This window comes from Telluria sp. GW821-FHT07G12 (assembly GCF_059418525.1).
Window position 1 is genome coordinate 53,609 of the sequence record NZ_JBWKQA010000005.1, and the last position, 15,051, is coordinate 68,659.

Here is a 15,051-nt window from a genome sequence, read left to right on the forward strand (position 1 = left end):
GTGCTCTGACCCCGAATTTGCAGCGAAATGTGCTCTGACCCCGAATTATTGGTTCAAGTGGTTTCGGTATAGGCCATGTAGAGGTCGCGTGCCTGCTTTGCCACCGGGCCCGCCGGCAGTTCGCGCGACTGGTAGCGTACGCAGGGCGTGACTTTGCCGTAGTTGCCGGTGCTGAAGATTTCACGGGCCGTGTCCAGCTCGGCAGGCAGCACGGTGCGTTCTTCGACCGTCACGCCCACTTCCTTCAGCAGCGCCATCACGCGTGCGCGGGTGATGCCGGCCAGGAAGGTGCCGTTCAGCGCCGGCGTCACCACGGCGCCGTCGTGCGTGACCAGGAACAGGTTCGAGGACGCGAACTCGGCCACGTTGCCGGCCAGGTCCAGCATCACCGCGTTGTCGAAGCCGCGTGCGCGCGCGTCGCGCAGGGCGCGGGCGGTGTTGGCGTACAGGGCCGAGGCCTTGGCGTCGGTCGGCGCCATGGTCGGCTGCGGACGGTGCCGGTCCGACAGGCAGGCCGAGAAGCCGGCGAAGGGCGGCAGCGGCGCGTCGAACAAGGTCAGGGCGAAGCTGGCCTTTTCCGGCACCGGGATCAGGAAGCCCTCGGAGGCGAACACCAGCGGACGGATGTACAGCTCGGCATCCGCCGGGAAACTGGCCACGCCTTCGCGCACCAGCGCTTCCATCTGGTCCACCGACAGCGGGCAGGTCAGGCCCAGTTTCTCGGCCGAGTCAATCACGCGCTGCAGGTGCGGGCGCAGGTCCGGCAGGTGGCCGCGCAGGGCGCGCGCGCCGTCGAAGACGGACGAACCCAGCCAGACGCTGTGGTCCATGGCGCCGAACAGCGGGGTGTTCCCTTCGGCCCATTCGCCGTTGTAGTAAGTCAGGTACATCTTGTTTTCTCCCTAGGTGGACCCGTCAAGTGTAACCCAGCAGATCGGCCCCTGCAGCGCCCAGGCCCGCTCAGTTCGGTGGCGAACACAGCTCTCGAGGTTCCACGAGTACACTATCCTTTCCGCGCGGTGTATCCGCCAGCCGTATTTTCCCTCCATGCTCGATATCCTGGAACGCCTCGACCCCAACAGCGACCGCATCGACCTGCTGGTCGAACTGGCCGACAAGCTGCGCCCGCGCCGCGCGCAGGACGCCGCCTATGCGCGCGCCCAGGTGCGCACGCTGACCCAGCTCCTGAAAGGCGATCCCGAACACGCCTGGGCCCTGCGCCGCTACATCACCACCCTGCTCGAGACGCGCCGCCATACCAGCCTCTACTCGGACGTCGGCATCCTGTCGAACGACGGTTTCTTTACGGAGCTGAAAAAGCGCATCGCCTACCGCATCCTGCCGCCGGCCCTCGACGAAATCTACCTCTCCGACACCCTGGACCGCCTGCTGTGCCGCGAGGACGATTACCTGTGGATCCGCGCGGTGCCGAACGCCGACTGGCTGGAACTGTTCGACACCGTCTCCAACGCCGCACCGCCCGGCAGCTGGCCGGCAGATGCGACCCCGGACCGCGCCCGCCACGTCACCCTGCTGGGCCTGCTGGACGCGATCCGCACCCTCTCCTGCCGCGTCTGCGCGCTGGGCCTGGAGCCGAAGCTGATCCACGCCCACATGGAGATCGAGGAAGTCGACTCGCCCTTCCTGATGCAGAACATCGAGGCCAACAACTACCTCGACCAGTACGGCCGCCTGCTGGCCGGCGAGGTCGAGCAGATGGAAGACGCGCGCCACCTGCTGGTGATGCTCGACCAGTGCGAAGAAGTGGTGCTGAAGGTGCGCAGGCGCGCGCTGGCGGCCGGCACCAGCGTCTCCCTCACCTACCTGCTGCTGGCGGTCACCCAGAGCATCGACCGCCTGCGCAAGCTCCTGTTCCTGGTCGACACCAGCGGCGAGCTGCCCGGCGCCCCGACCGTCGACCTGGAAACGCTGGCCAACGAAGCGACGGCCCCGTCCGAACCGCCGACCTCGCTGCGCCGCGCGGCCGCGATCTCGCTGGCCCAGGAGCTGGCCGAGGCCCACAACACCAAGTACCAAGTGCGCGGCCTGGTGCGCGACAACATCGACCTGCTGGCCCGTAACGTGACGGAAAACGCCAGCCGCACAGGCGAGCATTACATCGCCGAGCACCGCAGCGAACTGCGGCAGATGTTCAATGCCGCCGCCGGCGCCGGCTTCATCATCAGTGTCATGGCGGTCATCAAGATCCTGATGTCCTACCTGCAGCGCGCTCCGCTGATCGAGGCCGCCCTGTACAGCATGAACTACTCGCTCGGCTTCATGCTGGTGCACGTGCTGCACTTCACCATCGCCACCAAGCAGCCGGCGATGACGGCCGCGCGCATCGCCGCCGCCCTGCACGAGAGCGACCAGAAAAGCACCCGCTACCGCCAGGCCGACGCCGACAGCATGGCGGCCCTGGTCAACAAGGTGTTCCGCACGCAGGTGGTGGCGGTGCTGGGCAACCTGGCCACCGTGATCCCGATCTCCTTCCTGCTCGCGCTGGGCTACTGGTACCTGACCGGCCATCACCTGGTCAACGTGTTCAAGGCGCGTCACCTGATCGAAGACAGCCACCCATGGCATTCGCTGGCCCTGCTGCATGCCGCCATCGCCGGGGTCTGGCTGTTCGTGTCCGGCCTGGTGTCCGGCTACTACGACAACAAGGCGCTGTACACCCGCATGGGCCAGCGCGTGCAGCAGCTGCACGGCCTGCGGCGCCTGTTAGGGAAAGAACGCCTGGAACGCTTCGGCCGCTACGTCGAAAACAATCTCGGCGGCCTGATGGGCAATGCGGTGTTCGGCATCCTGATGGGCACCACCGCCACCGTCGGCTTCCTGCTCGGCCTGCCGCTCGACATCCGCCACGTGACCTTCTCCTCGGCCAACTTCGCGATCGGCTTCGTCGGCCTCGATTACCGGGTCGACTGGGAGACCATAGGCATCACCTTGCTGGGCATCGCCCTGATCGGCATGGTCAACCTGCTGGTCAGCTTCGGGCTGGCGCTGTGGGTCGCGCTGCGCGCCCGCAAGATCCGCTTCTACCACGGCTTCGCGCTGCTGCGCGCGCTGGGCCGGCGCCTGCGCGCGGCGCCGGTGGATTTCTTCATCGGTCCCAGGGCCGATTTCATGAGTGAACCAAGCAGAGGTGTCGAATGAGCTTCCCGCGAGAGCAAACCCGCAAGACCCGGCAAGCCTGGCAGTCCTGGACCGCGGCCCTGTGCCTGGGGCTGGCCCTGGTTGCCTGCAAGTCCCTGCCCGAGGTCGACCCGGTCGCCCCCGCCAATGCCACGCCCACCGTCGCCGGCGCCAAGGGCACGCTGGCGCCGAAGCAGGTGTCGGCGCTGGTCTCGAAGCGCTGGGCGAATGCCTCGCCCGACCTCAAGGCCATGGCCCTGCTGGAGGAACAGGCAACCGGCGTGCCGCTCATCGCCGGCAACCGCGTGACCCTGCTGTTCGACGGCCCGGCCACCATGCGCGAGATGATGGCCGCGGCGCGCGCCGCCACCAATTCGATCAACCTCGAAACCTATATCTTCGACCAGGACCAGATCGGCAACGAATTCGCCGACGTGCTGATCGAGAAGCAGCGCCAGGGCGTGGCGGTGAACATCATGGTCGACGCGGTCGGCGCGATCGCCACCCCGGCCGCCTTCTTCGAGCGCATGCGCGCGGCCGGCATCCGGGTCCTGATCTTCAATCCGGTAAATCCGGCCAAGGCCAAGGGCAACTGGGACCTGAACAACCGCAACCACCGCAAGCTGATGGTGGTCGACGGCCGCATCGCCTTCACCGGCGGCATCAACATCAGCTCGACCTATGCCAACAGCTCGCTGTTCCGCTCGAAATACAAGAAGGAGACGGCCGACGGTTCCAAGGTCGGCTGGCGCGACACCCACGTCAAGATCGAGGGCCCGGCGGTCGCGCCGCTGCAGTGGTCCTTCGTGAACCTGTGGGTGGAGCAGGAAGGCGGCGATCTGCCGAAGGCCGACTACTTCCCGGCCCTGGTGCCGGCCGGCGACAAATTGATCCGCGTCCTGGCCGGCAATCCGGACGGCGACTCCGACATCTACAAAGCGCTGATGGTCGGCATCCAGGAAGCGAAGAAGAGCATCCACATCACCTCGGCCTACTTCGTGCCCGACCAGCAGATCGTCGACGCCCTTGCTGCTGCCGCCCGGCGCGGGGTGGACGTCAAGCTGGTGCTGCCGGGCGTGTCCGACCACAGCCTGATACGCTACGCCGGCCAGGGCTTCTACGACCAGCTGCTGAAGGCCGGTGTGAAGATCTTCGAGCTGCAGGTGGCGGTGCTGCACGCGAAGACGGCGGTCATCGACGGCGCCTGGTCGACCATCGGCTCGGCCAACATCGACCGCCGCAGCTTCCTGCATAATTATGAGTTGAACGTGGTGGTGATGGACCCGGCCTTCGGACGCGACATGGAGAGCGCGTTCAACGAGGATTTGCGGGATTCGAAGGAAGTGACGCTGGAGCGCTGGAAGCACCGGCCGTGGATGGACCGGATCCGGGAATGGGCAGCGCGCCTCGGGGAATACTGGATCTGAGCGGCGCCGCTAGCGCCTGTTCTGCTGCTGCATCGCCTTCATTTCTTCGGCACTGATCGTGACCCTGTCCAGGAATCCCTGCGGCGCGGGCGCCGGCCCGGCCTTGGCCGGCACCGACTTCGGCAGCGAAGCCGCCAGCGCCATCAGCTGGGGGCGCGTGTGGGTCAGTGCGACGTTCGCATCCAGCCATAATTCGAGATAGCGGCGGCCCTCCAGCCAGCTGAGCACTGACACCGCCCTGCCCGACTCGCCCTGCAGGACGATCAGGCGCGCCGGCAGGCCGTTGATCCGTTCCGGCTCGTCGGCCGCATCGCGCTGCATGCTGCTGCCGTCGGCCGACATGTCGTGCTCGAACAGCGTCAGCAGGTGGCCGTCCTTCATGCGGAACACGCGGTACAGGCGCGAAGGAACGGCGCCCACCGATTCGGGCGCGGCGCCGACCGGGGTGAAGCCGGCGAAGGGCGTGCTGGCCAGGTCGAGCGGGCGGAAGGCCAGGCCCCTGGTGGCCGTTGCCAGAGGCCGCAAGCCAAAGGTGGCGCCGTCGTAGCGCGCCAGGTTGGCGTCGCAGACGCGCTGGAAGCCGTCGCGGGCCACCTCGGCCGCCTCGCGCGCCTGGGCCTGGGCAAAGGCGGCCGTGCCCGCGGGCGGACCGAGGCCGCAGGACGGCCCGGCCCACGCCGTCGAAGCGGCCAGGCAGGCGCCTGCGAGCGCCAGACCGGCGCGCATCAGATCCCCGCCGCCAGCAAGCCTTCGTTGACCTCGGCCCAGATATTCCCGCTCCGGATGAACTTCTCGGTCGCGAGCAACTGGAACTGCTTGTGCACCGAATCCCAGCCATAGCGGTCGACCTCGATCTTCTGCGGCTCGGTACGGATCACGTTGAAGGAATTCACCTCGCCCCTGCCGCGTGTAGAAGTGGCGGTCCCCGCCTGCACGACCAGCGCCGCGTACTCGCTGATCTTGTAGCGCGCCTGCGTGTTGCCGGCGTGGCTCTGGTGCAGGTGGCCGGCCATCAGCAGGTCGACGCCGCTTTCGGCGAATGCATCCATGGCCATGTGGGCGCGATCCACCAGGTCATCCTCTTCCGCGCCCTCGGGCAGGTCGAAGGGATGGTGGGTGACGACCACGCGCACGACGTCCTGCGGCAGGCCGGCAAGGGTCCCGCGGATCTTCGCCACCTGTTCCTTGTTGACGCGCCCATCCTTCCAGGTGAGCGAGCGCGCGGTGTTCACGCCCAGCACCGCGATCTCGTCGTCGATGTAGACCGGATCGAGGTCTTCGGTGATGTAGCGCTTGTAGCGCTCCAGCGGCAGCACGAAGCGGCGGAACACGTTGTACAGCGAGATGTCGTGGTTGCCGGGGACGATGATCTGCGGTCCGGGCAAGGTGTCGAGCCAGGCCTTGGCCTCCTCGAACTGCTCGCTTTTCGCGCGCTGCGTCAGGTCGCCGGAGACGACCACCACGGTCGGGGCGATCTTGTGCACCAGGTCGCGCAGCGGGCCGAGGAGTTCGGGATCGACGCGGCCGAAATGCAGATCAGAGAGGTGTACGAGTGTGCGCATGGATATCAAGCTCCTTTCCCGATGTCGCTGTAGTTGTCATTGTCGTTGTCGTGTCCATTGTCGCGCTTGGCGCCAGCACCGTCAGTGCGCCAGGCCGCACCCGGTAGCGCAGCGGCGTGTCCATCAGCGTGACTTCGCCATCGGTGGCGACGTGCAGGCGCTTGTGGTGCGTGTCGATCTCGAAGCCGTCCGCTTCCAGCACGTCGAAGTCTCGCTCGCTGCCCAGCTTGCCGAGCAAGGCATCGACGGCAAAGCGCAGCAGGCCCAGGCGGGTCGGATGCTGGGCCACGTACAGGCTCAACAGCCCGTCGTCGAGGCAGTCGCGCTCGCCGATGGACAAGCCCTGCATGGTGTAGCGGTTGTTGCCGATGAAGACGAAGGGCGTACGCCGCGCCAGGGTCTCGCCCTTGACCGTCAGGCGCATCGACAGGAAGGGATAGCGGCGCAGCGCGGCCAGGCTGGCCCACAGCGCCGCCAGCCACTTGCCGCGGCCCAGGCGGCGCTGCTGCTTCTCGCGGTCGCGCACGATGTCCGGGTACAGGCCCAGGCTGGAATTGTTGAGGAAGATGCGGCCGTTGACCTCGCCGACGTCGACCTTGCGCGGCGTGCCGCTTGCCAGGTTGCGCACGGCCTCGTCGAGATCGAGCGGGATGCCGAGGTCCTTGGCGAAATGGTTGAGCGTACCGAGCGGCAGCACGCCGAAAGGCACGCCGCTGCCTACCATCACGGAGGCGACCGCGTTGATGGTGCCGTCGCCGCCGCCGGCCGCCACAAGCCGCGCGCCGTTCTGCAGCGCGCGCTTGGCGGTGGCGATCATCTCCTCGCCATCCTTGGCCAGTACCAGCTCGGCGTCCAGGCCGGCGTCCCGCAGCTTGGTGCGCAATTCCTCGCAGGCCTGGTCGTCGTGGCCGTGGCCGGCGCCGCCGTTGACGATCACGGTGACCGGTTTCATATCGGATTTCATACCGTCGCCTCCTGCCCGCGCGCCCGCGCGTGCCGGCGCCGCTGCAGGGTCGAGACGGCCGTGATGCAGACCGCCAGCCAGGCCGCGCCTTCCGCGGCGGCGGCCAATACGTCGGACAGATAATGCACGCCCAGGTACATGCGCGACAGCGCGACCAGCATCACCATCGCAACGCAGGCGGCGACGATGGCGGCGCGCGCCGGCCAGGCTTGGACGCGGCGCACCAGGTAGCAGGCCAGCAGGCCATAGAACACGGTTGCGGCCGCCGTGTGGCCGCTTGGGAAGCTATACGTAGACAGGGTCAACAGGGGATCCTCCAGAGTAGGCCGGGCACGCTGGAAGACGTGCTTGAGGGCGACGTTGAGCAGCATCCCACCCGGCATCGCCACCAGCACCACGACGAGCCAGTAGTGCGCCCTACGGTACCAGAACCAGGCCGCCAGCAGCACGCCCATGACGCTGGAGCCGGCGATGCCGTTCCAGTGCGTAATGAAGAGCATGAAGTTGGTGAAGCCGGCGGTCGCGCGCGCGCGGAACCAGTGGGCCAGCTGGACGTCGATGAGGGTGATGGTGTCGCCCTCGACCACGTCCTCGGCGATCTCGCCGAAGGCCAGGGCCGCGCACAGGATCAGGGCCACGCCGATGGTGAAATGCAGCCCCATCTCCCCCTCCGGAGAGAAGCGCGCGGCCAGGAAACGATGCAGTTTGGAGACGGGCGTCAGCATACCGCTCCAGATGGGGCGATTTGGCGAAAATACAACAGTTGCGAAATAGAACTGGGAATTTGTACAGTAGCTGTGGATTTATACAGTAGTTGTGATATTCTAGCTTCACTGCAACACAACACTGACCCACATAATTCGATAAAGGAATCGTCATGACTACTCTGAACAGCTCCTTCGGCCTGGAATACGCACCGACTCCGTTCCTGGTCCGCCTTGGCCGCCGCGAGATTCTGGTTACCCGTGATTTCCGCAAGCGTTTCTATGCAGTCAACCCGATCATCGAATTCGATACCGGCGTCGTGCCGGGCCACCTCGAAGTGCTGCTGTTCCGCCGCTGGCTGCTGATCCTGTCCAAGGCACACTAAAAAGCGCTGCAGCAAAAACCGCATAAGATTCATCGTTTAAATTCGTTTTCTTTCGCTGAGCAGGAACCTACTCTATGGTTTCCTCACTGCCTGAAAGAAAACGATGTTTCATAAAAAAATCGCCACTGCGCTGGCCCTCGTCGCTACTCTGGGCCAGTCCGCCGCCTTCGCTGCGGACATCACGTTGCTGAACGTGTCCTACGACCCGACGCGGGAGCTGTACCAGGATTTCAACCAGGCCTTCGCCCGCCAGTGGAAGGCCAAGACCGGCGACAACGTCACCATCAAGCAGTCGCATGGCGGCTCCGGCAAGCAGGCGCGTTCGGTCATCGACGGCCTGTCCGCCGACGTCGTCACGCTGGCGCTGGCCTATGACATCGATGCTATCAGCGAACGCGGCCTTATCGCGCACAACTGGGAAGGCCGCCTGGCGCACCATAGCGCGCCCTACACCTCGACCATCGTGTTCCTGGTGCGCAAGGGCAATCCGAAAGGCATCAAGGACTGGGGCGACCTGGTCAAGCCGGGCGTGTCCGTGATCACCCCGAACCCGAAGACCTCGGGCGGCGCCCGCTGGAACCACCTGGCGGCCTACGGCTATGCGCTGCGCCAGCCGGGCGGCAGCGACGCCAAGGCACGCGACTACCTCGCCAAACTGTACAAGAACGTGCCGGTGCTGGATTCCGGCGCGCGCGGCGCCACCACCACTTTCGTCGAGCGCGGCATCGGCGACGTCCTGCTCGCCTGGGAAAACGAAGCCCTGCTGGCGGTGAAGGAACTCGGCCCGGACAAGTTCGAAATCGTCGCCCCTTCCGTCAGCATCCTGGCCGAGCCGCCGGTGGCCGTGGTCGACAAGGTCGTCGACAAGCACGGCACCCGCGCCGTCGCCGAAGCCTATCTGCAATACCTGTACAGCGCCGAAGGCCAGCAGATCGCCGCCAAGAATTACTACCGCCCGACGGTCGAGCCCTACGCCAAGCAGTACGCGGCGCAATTCCCGAAGGTCGCCCTGTTCACCATCGCGGACATCGCCGGCGACTGGACCAAGGCGCAGAAGACCCACTTCGCCGATGGTGGCGTGTTCGATCAGATCTATCAGCCGGGCAAGAAATAATCGCTGCATTCGTCTCCTGAGCTTTCCTTAGCCTCAGCTTGTGCCCCGCCCTTCAAAGCGGGGCATTTTTTTATCTTGTAAAAACGACTTGAAATCCCGGACATGGTCACGATTGTCGTGTTCACGAGCTAACCAAGGGGAGCAATCATGTCAGTGCAATTACGCAAGATCGACGAGCAGGTGATGGTGATCACCGGCGCCACCAGCGGCATCGGCCTGACCACCGCGCGCATGGCCGCAGAGCAAGGCGCCAAGCTGGTGCTGGCGGCGCGCAACGGCGAGGCGCTGGACCAGCTGGCCGGCGAGCTGCGCCGCAAAGGCACGCAGGTCGCCACCGTCCCGGCCGATGTCGGCAAGCCCGAAGACGTTGCCCGTATCGGCAGCACGGCGATGGAGCGCTTTGGCCGCATCGACACCTGGGTCAACAATGCCGGCATTTCCATCTTCGGCCGTAACGAAGACGTGGCGCTGGAAGACATGCAGCGCCTGTTCCAGACCAATTACTGGGGCGTGGTGCACGGCTCGCTGGAAGCGGTCAAGCACATGAAGACGCGCGGCGGCGGCGCCATCGTCAACCTCGGCAGCGAACTGTCCGAGCGCGCGGTGCCGCTGCAGGGCCTGTACTCGGCCTCCAAGCATGCCGTCAAGGCCTTCACGGACGCCCTGCGCATGGAGCTGGAAAAGGAAGGCGCGCCGATGGCCATCACCCTGATCAAGCCGGCCGCCGTCGACACCATGTTCACCGTGCACGCGAAGAACTACATGGAAAAGGAACCGGCCCTGCCGCCGCCGATCTACGCGCCGGAAGTCGTGGCGAATGCCATCCTGTACGCGGCCCAGCATCCGAAGCGCGACGTGTTCGTGGGCGGCGCCTCGAAGGCGATTTCGTCCGGCGGTTTCGCCATGCCGCGCGCGCTCGACAAGTTCATGAATGCGGCTATGTTCAAGCAGCAGCAGTCGAACGTGCCCAGCTCGCCGAACCGGCACGACGCCCTGCACGAATTCGATCCGCGCAACGAGCTGCGCCAGCGCCAGGGCATGGACGACAAGCACCACGTGGCCGAATCGAGCGCCTACACGGCCGTCTCGCTGCGCGCGAACAAGTTCATGCCCGCCCTGCTCGGCGCCGGCGCCCTGTTCGCCGCCTGGAAACTGACGCGACGCAGCCACCTGCGCAGCGCCTTCTGAACGCCAGCATTCGAAAGGAACGATCATGTCAGTCAAACTCAAGAAGCTGAACGAACAAGTGATGGTCCTGACCGGCGCGACCAGCGGCATCGGCCTGGTGACGGCGCGCCAGGCGGCCGAAGCCGGCGTCAAGCTGGTGCTGGCCGCGCGCGACGCCGATGCCCTGGACAGCCTGGCGCACGAGATGCGCCAGCGCGGCGTCGATGCGATCACGGTAGCGGCCGACGTCGGCAACCCGGCCGACGTCGAGCGCATCGGCCAGGCGGCGATCGAGCGCTTCGGCCGCATCGATACCTGGGTCAACAACGCCGGCGTCGGCGTCTACGGCACCCTGGAACAGACCCCGCTGGAAGACATGCAGCGCGTGATGCAGACCAATTTCTGGGGCGTGGTGCACGGCAGCCTGACCGCCGTCAAGCTGATGAAGCCGCGCGGCGGCGGCGCCATCATCAGCTTCGGCAGCGAAGTCTCGGACCGCTCGGTGCCGCTGATGGGCACCTATGCCGCCTCCAAGCACGCGGTGCGCGCCTTCACGGAATCGCTGCGCATGGAGCTGGAAAAGGACAAGGCGCCGATCTCGCTGACCGTAGTGAAACCGGCCTCGATCGATACCCCGTTCACGGCGCACGCCAAGAACTACATGGAGCACGAGCCCGACCTGCCGCCGCCGATCTACGCGCCGGAGCTGGTGGCGAAGACCATCCTGCACGCGGCGGTGACGCCGGAACGCGAGCTGTTCGTGGGCGGACGCGCGAAGCTGATGTCCGTGATGGGCAGTATGCTGCCGCGTTCGCTGGACGGGCTGATGCGGGCGGTGGCTTTCCGCCAGGAGCAGCAAATGGACGTGCCTAACAATCCGGACCGGCGCGACGCGCTGTATGCGCCGGATCCGGCGCGCGAGCTGCGGCAGCGGAATAATCTGCCGCACAAGACCAGCGAGCGCAGCGTGTACCAGGCTTATCAGTTGCGGTCTACGCCGGTGAAGGCGGTGATCGTCGGTGGGGCCCTGTTGGCGGCGTGGGGGATGATGCGGCGGCCAACGGCGCGGAACGTTTGGCACGCATGATGTGAACGTGGGCACGGGGTGCCCGCGCATCAACCATAAAAAAACCGGGCGCACCCGGTTTTTTTACGTTCGGCAAAACTTCACGCCGATTATTTACCCTTTGGCGGACGGGTGCCCAGAAAGTCCACATCCTCGTCCGTCAGCGGCAGATCCGGGATCGACTCGATGTGGTCGGTGTCGATGTCGGCGCCGTCCTTGATGTTGAGGTCGCGGCCTGCAGCGGCGCGTTCGCCGGTGCCGCCGAAGTCGCTGTCGCTTTCCAGGTTCGGATCGCCCATGTCGGCGCCGGCGCTGTCGTGGACGAAGCCTTCCTCATTGTCCGAGGTCGTGCCGCGGTCCAGGTCCAGTATCTGATCGTCGTCCAGGTTGGTTGCGAAGCCGGGGCCGCCGACCACGTCGCTGCCGCTGTCGGTCACATCGCTCGGGCCCAAGGAATCGACGCCGTGGCCTTTTCCAAGGCTACGGTCTGGTGCTCCGGGAAAGTTATCCGGATCAAGTGTGCTCGAGCCAGTCATAGTTCCTCCAATTGAATGCAATAAGTCATTGGGTCAGGCTACCCCAATTTCAAAACGCATGGCGCATGCCGACGTTCACCGCGGAACTGCCGTTCGGGTGCGCGATCAGCAGGCCATTGCCCCTGGCCGTAATCGTGTGCGAGAGCGCCGCGTAGAAGTCCGTCTTGCGCGACACGACATAGCTGGCGCCCACCGCGAACTGGTTGGCGTCGCGGTTCGCGAGCTCGCGGTCGTTCTTGTGGATGAAGGACGCCAGGAAGGTGGTCGAACGCGTCATCGGCACCGCCATGCCGACGATGGTGTCGCGGCTGTCGGTCGACGAAGTGCTGGCCACCCCGGCGCCGTAGGGATTGTCCGGGTTGTACAGCGGCGAGCTGCCCCAACCGCGGTTGGCAGCATAGGCCGCATAGGCCGTGCCCCAGCGCATGCGCAGGTTGGCAGCGATCAGCGAGTTCTTGGCGTCCATGTTGGCGCCGGTCAGGTCGTACAGATGCACCTGGGCCACGTGGCGGTTCTGGTGCGCGGCGCGCAGCGAAAAGGCGCCCATGTCCACGCCCACCGTCACGCCCCAGGCGCGGTCGCCCATCGCATCGCCGCCGAGGGTGTCGGCGGTCCAGGAGCTGCCGGTCGAGAGGCCGGCGCTGCGGCTGCTGTAGTAGCGCACGTTATTGTTGGTGCGCATGCCGTTCTGCAACAGCAGGTTGCTGGCGCGGCCGGCCGTGCCGTTGTGGAAAGGGTCGCCGACGTCGGCCAGCGCCAGGTATTCCAGGTTGTACTGTCGGCCCAGGGTCATGCCATCGATGCCGCCGAGCGGGGAGCGGCCAAGCTGGCCGTACACGCGGCGCGGCGGCGTCGACCAGTCGGCGCTGCGGGTACGGGTCGGCACCCCGGTGAAAACGGCAACATCGTGGCTGCCCGCCGCGCCCGCCGCGGTATCGGCGGATGCGGTGGATGGTGCTGGCGCTGGCGGATCTCCCGCGACGATCGCGTCCTGTGCGAACGCGATGCGTGCGGCTCCGCAGACTACGATGGCGATGATGGATGGCGTCTTCATGATCAATTCCTCTGTACGCCTACAGTAGCCGCTCTCTGCCGCGCTACTCTGTCCAATATCGCACAAATACATACTCAAGTTGGCTCGACTTTTTGTGGGCCTATTCCGACGCGCTTGCCTTGATCCAGTTTAGAATTGCCCTGCCGCTGTAACTAAACTACAGGAAAACCACAACGATGAGACAATTCACGCGTACCCTTGCTACAGTCACCCTCGCCCTGAGCAGTGTCTTTGCCTACGCTCACGCCGCCGCTTCAGAGCCGGCAGCGGCAAGCGCCCCGGTCAAGCACGTGGCCTGGTCGAAGAATGCCAACATCTACGAAGTCAATATCCGCCAGTACACGAAGGAAGGGACTTTCAAGGCCTTCGCCAGCCACCTGCCGCGCCTGAAAAAGATGGGCGTCGACATCCTGTGGCTGATGCCGATCCAGCCGATCGGCGAGAAGAACCGCAAGGGCACGCTGGGCAGCTATTACGCGGTGCGCGACTACACGGCCGTGAATCCGGAATTCGGCAACCTGGCCGACTTCAAGGCCCTGGTGAAGCAGGCGCACGGGCTCGGCATGAAGGTGCTGATCGACTGGGTCGCGAATCACACGGCTTTCGACAACCCGTGGACCGTCGAGCACAAGGACTGGTACCTGCTGAACGACAAGGGCGAGATCTTCCCGGTCACTTATACCGAAGGCGCGGAGCCGGAATACTGGACCGACGTCACCGGCCTCGATTACAGAAACAAAGCCCTGTGGAAGGGCATGACGGACGCGATGGCCTACTGGGTGCGCGAGACCGACATCGACGGCTTCCGCTGCGACGTCGCCGGCAAGGTGCCGACCCCGTTCTGGAACCAGGCGCGCGATGCCCTCGACCGCATCAAGCCGGTCTTCATGCTGGCCGAGGCCGACACCGCCGACCTGCACGAGCACGCCTTCGACATGACCTACGGCTGGGATACGAAGGACTTGTTCAAGGACATCGCCAAGGGCAAGAAGGACGCCAAAGCGCTGAAGGACTTCCTCGAACATCCGCCGCGCGCCTACCCGCCGGGCGCTTACCGCATGCGCTTTACTTCGAACCACGACGAGAACTCGTGGGCCGGCAGCGACGTCGAGCTGTATGGGCCGGCGTTCAAGGCGATGGCCGTGCTGGCCGCCACCCTGCCCGGCATGCCGCTGATCTACGGCGGCCAGGAAGCGGGCCTCGACAAGCGCATCGAGTTCTTCGAGAAGGACCCGATCCAGTGGAAGAGCTACCCCTACGCATCCTTCTACGCCGGCCTGCTCAAGCTCAAGCACGACAATCCGGCGCTGTGGAACGGCCAGTACGGCGGCGGCATCGAGGTGCTCGAGACCGGCAACGACAAGGTCTTCGCCTTCCTGCGCAAGCGCGACGGCAATGCGGTAAAGGTCAGCGTCAACCTGTCGAACGCGCCGCAGAAGTATGCGCTGCCGGGCGGCAAGCAGACGTCGCTGGCGGCCTGGGATTACCGGATCGAGGCGCCCGCCTCTAGCCGCTGAGCGCGCTCGCGACGCCACGGGTCGCCCGCCTTGACCAGGTAATGGGCGGCCAGGTAGCGCCACGGCAGCACCAGCGGAATCAGCAGCGCGAACACGCAGGCGAAGGCATTCGCCTGCATCGCCTCGTCCATCGTGCCGCCCAGCCAGGCCGGCAGCCCGACCGCCAGCAGCCACAGCATCTTCCACACGAACTCCCACAGCAGCACCGGCAGCATCTGCAAGGGATAGCGCAGCCCGAATATCGACAGCGTCCAGAAGGCGATCAGCATGCAGTTCACCACGCTCTGCATCAGGTCCCACGGCCCCTGGTGACGCAGGATGCCCGGCCAGATGAACACGCCGAAGCCGGCGACGATGAACAGATACATTGCGCGCAACAGGTAGAGCCGGAACAGCGATACTTCGACCATGATGGC

15 protein-coding genes are annotated in these 15,051 nt (G+C 65.6%); 7 read left to right on the top strand and 8 right to left on the bottom strand.

Annotated elements, in window-relative coordinates:
- Positions 1 to 53: 53 nt before the first annotated feature.
- A complete protein-coding gene (locus tag AC07PE_RS18880; RefSeq protein ID WP_498767259.1) occupies positions 54 to 890 on the bottom strand; it encodes a branched-chain amino acid aminotransferase in 837 nt (278 codons plus the stop codon).
- Positions 891 to 1,047: 157 nt separating this feature from the next.
- Here AC07PE_RS18880 and AC07PE_RS18885 point away from each other — a divergent pair, with 157 nt between their 5' ends.
- Positions 1,048 to 3,159: a site-specific recombinase gene (locus AC07PE_RS18885; protein WP_498767261.1), complete on the top strand. Its 2,112-nt coding sequence runs from the start codon at positions 1,048 to 1,050 to the stop codon at positions 3,157 to 3,159.
- Positions 3,156 to 4,565 (top strand): cardiolipin synthase, encoded by a 1,410-nt coding sequence (cls, locus tag AC07PE_RS18890; RefSeq protein ID WP_498767263.1) that lies wholly within the window; start codon positions 3,156 to 3,158, stop codon positions 4,563 to 4,565. Before AC07PE_RS18885 ends, cls begins: the two co-directional genes overlap by 4 nt.
- A gap of 9 nt (positions 4,566 to 4,574) precedes the next feature.
- Here the strand turns inward: cls and AC07PE_RS18895 are convergent, their stop codons facing one another.
- From AC07PE_RS18895 to AC07PE_RS18910, 4 genes are read right to left on the bottom strand one after another with little or no spacing between them, the layout of a single operon-like run.
- Entirely contained in the window at positions 4,575 to 5,291 is a 717-nt protein-coding gene (locus AC07PE_RS18895) for a hypothetical protein (RefSeq protein ID WP_498767265.1), read from the bottom strand.
- Entirely contained in the window at positions 5,291 to 6,127 is an 837-nt protein-coding gene (locus AC07PE_RS18900) for a metallophosphoesterase family protein (RefSeq protein WP_498767267.1), read from the bottom strand. Before AC07PE_RS18900 ends, AC07PE_RS18895 begins: the two co-directional genes overlap by 1 nt.
- On the bottom strand, positions 6,102 to 7,091 hold the full coding sequence (locus AC07PE_RS18905) for a diacylglycerol/lipid kinase family protein (RefSeq protein WP_498767269.1): 990 nt from the start codon (positions 7,089 to 7,091) through the stop codon (positions 6,102 to 6,104). Before AC07PE_RS18905 ends, AC07PE_RS18900 begins: the two co-directional genes overlap by 26 nt.
- Complete coding sequence (locus AC07PE_RS18910; protein ID WP_498767271.1) at positions 7,088 to 7,816, bottom strand: phosphatase PAP2 family protein; 729 nt, start codon at positions 7,814 to 7,816, stop codon at positions 7,088 to 7,090. Before AC07PE_RS18910 ends, AC07PE_RS18905 begins: the two co-directional genes overlap by 4 nt.
- Positions 7,817 to 7,968: 152 nt before the next feature.
- Here AC07PE_RS18910 and AC07PE_RS18915 point away from each other — a divergent pair, with 152 nt between their 5' ends.
- The 4 genes from AC07PE_RS18915 (at position 7,969) to AC07PE_RS18930 (ending at position 11,549) form a co-directional block, all read left to right on the top strand.
- A complete protein-coding gene (locus tag AC07PE_RS18915) occupies positions 7,969 to 8,181 on the top strand; it encodes a hypothetical protein (protein WP_379773138.1) in 213 nt (70 codons plus the stop codon).
- 103 nt (positions 8,182 to 8,284) lie between these two features.
- Entirely contained in the window at positions 8,285 to 9,295 is a 1,011-nt protein-coding gene (locus AC07PE_RS18920) for a sulfate ABC transporter substrate-binding protein (RefSeq protein WP_498767273.1), read from the top strand.
- 147 nt (positions 9,296 to 9,442) lie between these two features.
- On the top strand, positions 9,443 to 10,483 hold the full coding sequence (locus AC07PE_RS18925; RefSeq protein ID WP_498767275.1) for an SDR family oxidoreductase: 1,041 nt from the start codon (positions 9,443 to 9,445) through the stop codon (positions 10,481 to 10,483).
- A 25-nt stretch (positions 10,484 to 10,508) separates the two neighbouring features.
- On the top strand, positions 10,509 to 11,549 hold the full coding sequence (locus AC07PE_RS18930; protein WP_498767277.1) for an SDR family oxidoreductase: 1,041 nt from the start codon (positions 10,509 to 10,511) through the stop codon (positions 11,547 to 11,549).
- A gap of 89 nt (positions 11,550 to 11,638) precedes the next feature.
- Here the strand turns inward: AC07PE_RS18930 and AC07PE_RS18935 are convergent, their stop codons facing one another.
- Both AC07PE_RS18935 and AC07PE_RS18940 read right to left on the bottom strand, forming a co-directional pair.
- A complete protein-coding gene (locus AC07PE_RS18935) occupies positions 11,639 to 11,980 on the bottom strand; it encodes a hypothetical protein (protein WP_498767279.1) in 342 nt (113 codons plus the stop codon).
- Between the two features lie 133 nt (positions 11,981 to 12,113).
- Entirely contained in the window at positions 12,114 to 13,118 is a 1,005-nt protein-coding gene (locus tag AC07PE_RS18940) for a porin (protein ID WP_498767281.1), read from the bottom strand.
- Positions 13,119 to 13,294: 176 nt separating this feature from the next.
- Here AC07PE_RS18940 and AC07PE_RS18945 point away from each other — a divergent pair, with 176 nt between their 5' ends.
- Positions 13,295 to 14,635, top strand: coding sequence for an alpha-amylase family glycosyl hydrolase (locus AC07PE_RS18945; protein ID WP_498767283.1), 1,341 nt, complete (start codon positions 13,295 to 13,297; stop codon positions 14,633 to 14,635).
- Here AC07PE_RS18945 and AC07PE_RS18950 read toward each other — a convergent pair.
- Complete coding sequence (locus AC07PE_RS18950; protein WP_498767285.1) at positions 14,602 to 15,045, bottom strand: hypothetical protein; 444 nt, start codon at positions 15,043 to 15,045, stop codon at positions 14,602 to 14,604. The genes AC07PE_RS18945 and AC07PE_RS18950 overlap by 34 nt on opposite strands.
- Positions 15,046 to 15,051: the final 6 nt, after the last annotated feature.

Bases quoted from the DNA above. Each gene is read 5' to 3' on its own strand.
- AC07PE_RS18880 (WP_498767259.1), bottom strand. From the start codon at position 890: ATGTACCTGACTTACTACAACGGCGAATGGGCCGAAGGGAACACCCCG.
- AC07PE_RS18885 (WP_498767261.1), top strand. From the start codon at position 1,048: ATGCTCGATATCCTGGAACGCCTCGACCCCAACAGCGACCGCATCGAC.
- cls (WP_498767263.1), top strand. From the start codon at position 3,156: ATGAGCTTCCCGCGAGAGCAAACCCGCAAGACCCGGCAAGCCTGGCAG.
- AC07PE_RS18895 (WP_498767265.1), bottom strand. From the start codon at position 5,291: ATGCGCGCCGGTCTGGCGCTCGCAGGCGCCTGCCTGGCCGCTTCGACG.
- AC07PE_RS18900 (WP_498767267.1), bottom strand. From the start codon at position 6,127: ATGCGCACACTCGTACACCTCTCTGATCTGCATTTCGGCCGCGTCGAT.
- AC07PE_RS18905 (WP_498767269.1), bottom strand. From the start codon at position 7,091: ATGAAATCCGATATGAAACCGGTCACCGTGATCGTCAACGGCGGCGCC.
- AC07PE_RS18910 (WP_498767271.1), bottom strand. From the start codon at position 7,816: ATGCTGACGCCCGTCTCCAAACTGCATCGTTTCCTGGCCGCGCGCTTC.
- AC07PE_RS18915 (WP_379773138.1), top strand. From the start codon at position 7,969: ATGACTACTCTGAACAGCTCCTTCGGCCTGGAATACGCACCGACTCCG.
- AC07PE_RS18920 (WP_498767273.1), top strand. From the start codon at position 8,285: ATGTTTCATAAAAAAATCGCCACTGCGCTGGCCCTCGTCGCTACTCTG.
- AC07PE_RS18925 (WP_498767275.1), top strand. From the start codon at position 9,443: ATGTCAGTGCAATTACGCAAGATCGACGAGCAGGTGATGGTGATCACC.
- AC07PE_RS18930 (WP_498767277.1), top strand. From the start codon at position 10,509: ATGTCAGTCAAACTCAAGAAGCTGAACGAACAAGTGATGGTCCTGACC.
- AC07PE_RS18940 (WP_498767281.1), bottom strand. From the start codon at position 13,118: ATGAAGACGCCATCCATCATCGCCATCGTAGTCTGCGGAGCCGCACGC.
- AC07PE_RS18945 (WP_498767283.1), top strand. From the start codon at position 13,295: ATGAGACAATTCACGCGTACCCTTGCTACAGTCACCCTCGCCCTGAGC.
- AC07PE_RS18950 (WP_498767285.1), bottom strand. From the start codon at position 15,045: ATGGTCGAAGTATCGCTGTTCCGGCTCTACCTGTTGCGCGCAATGTAT.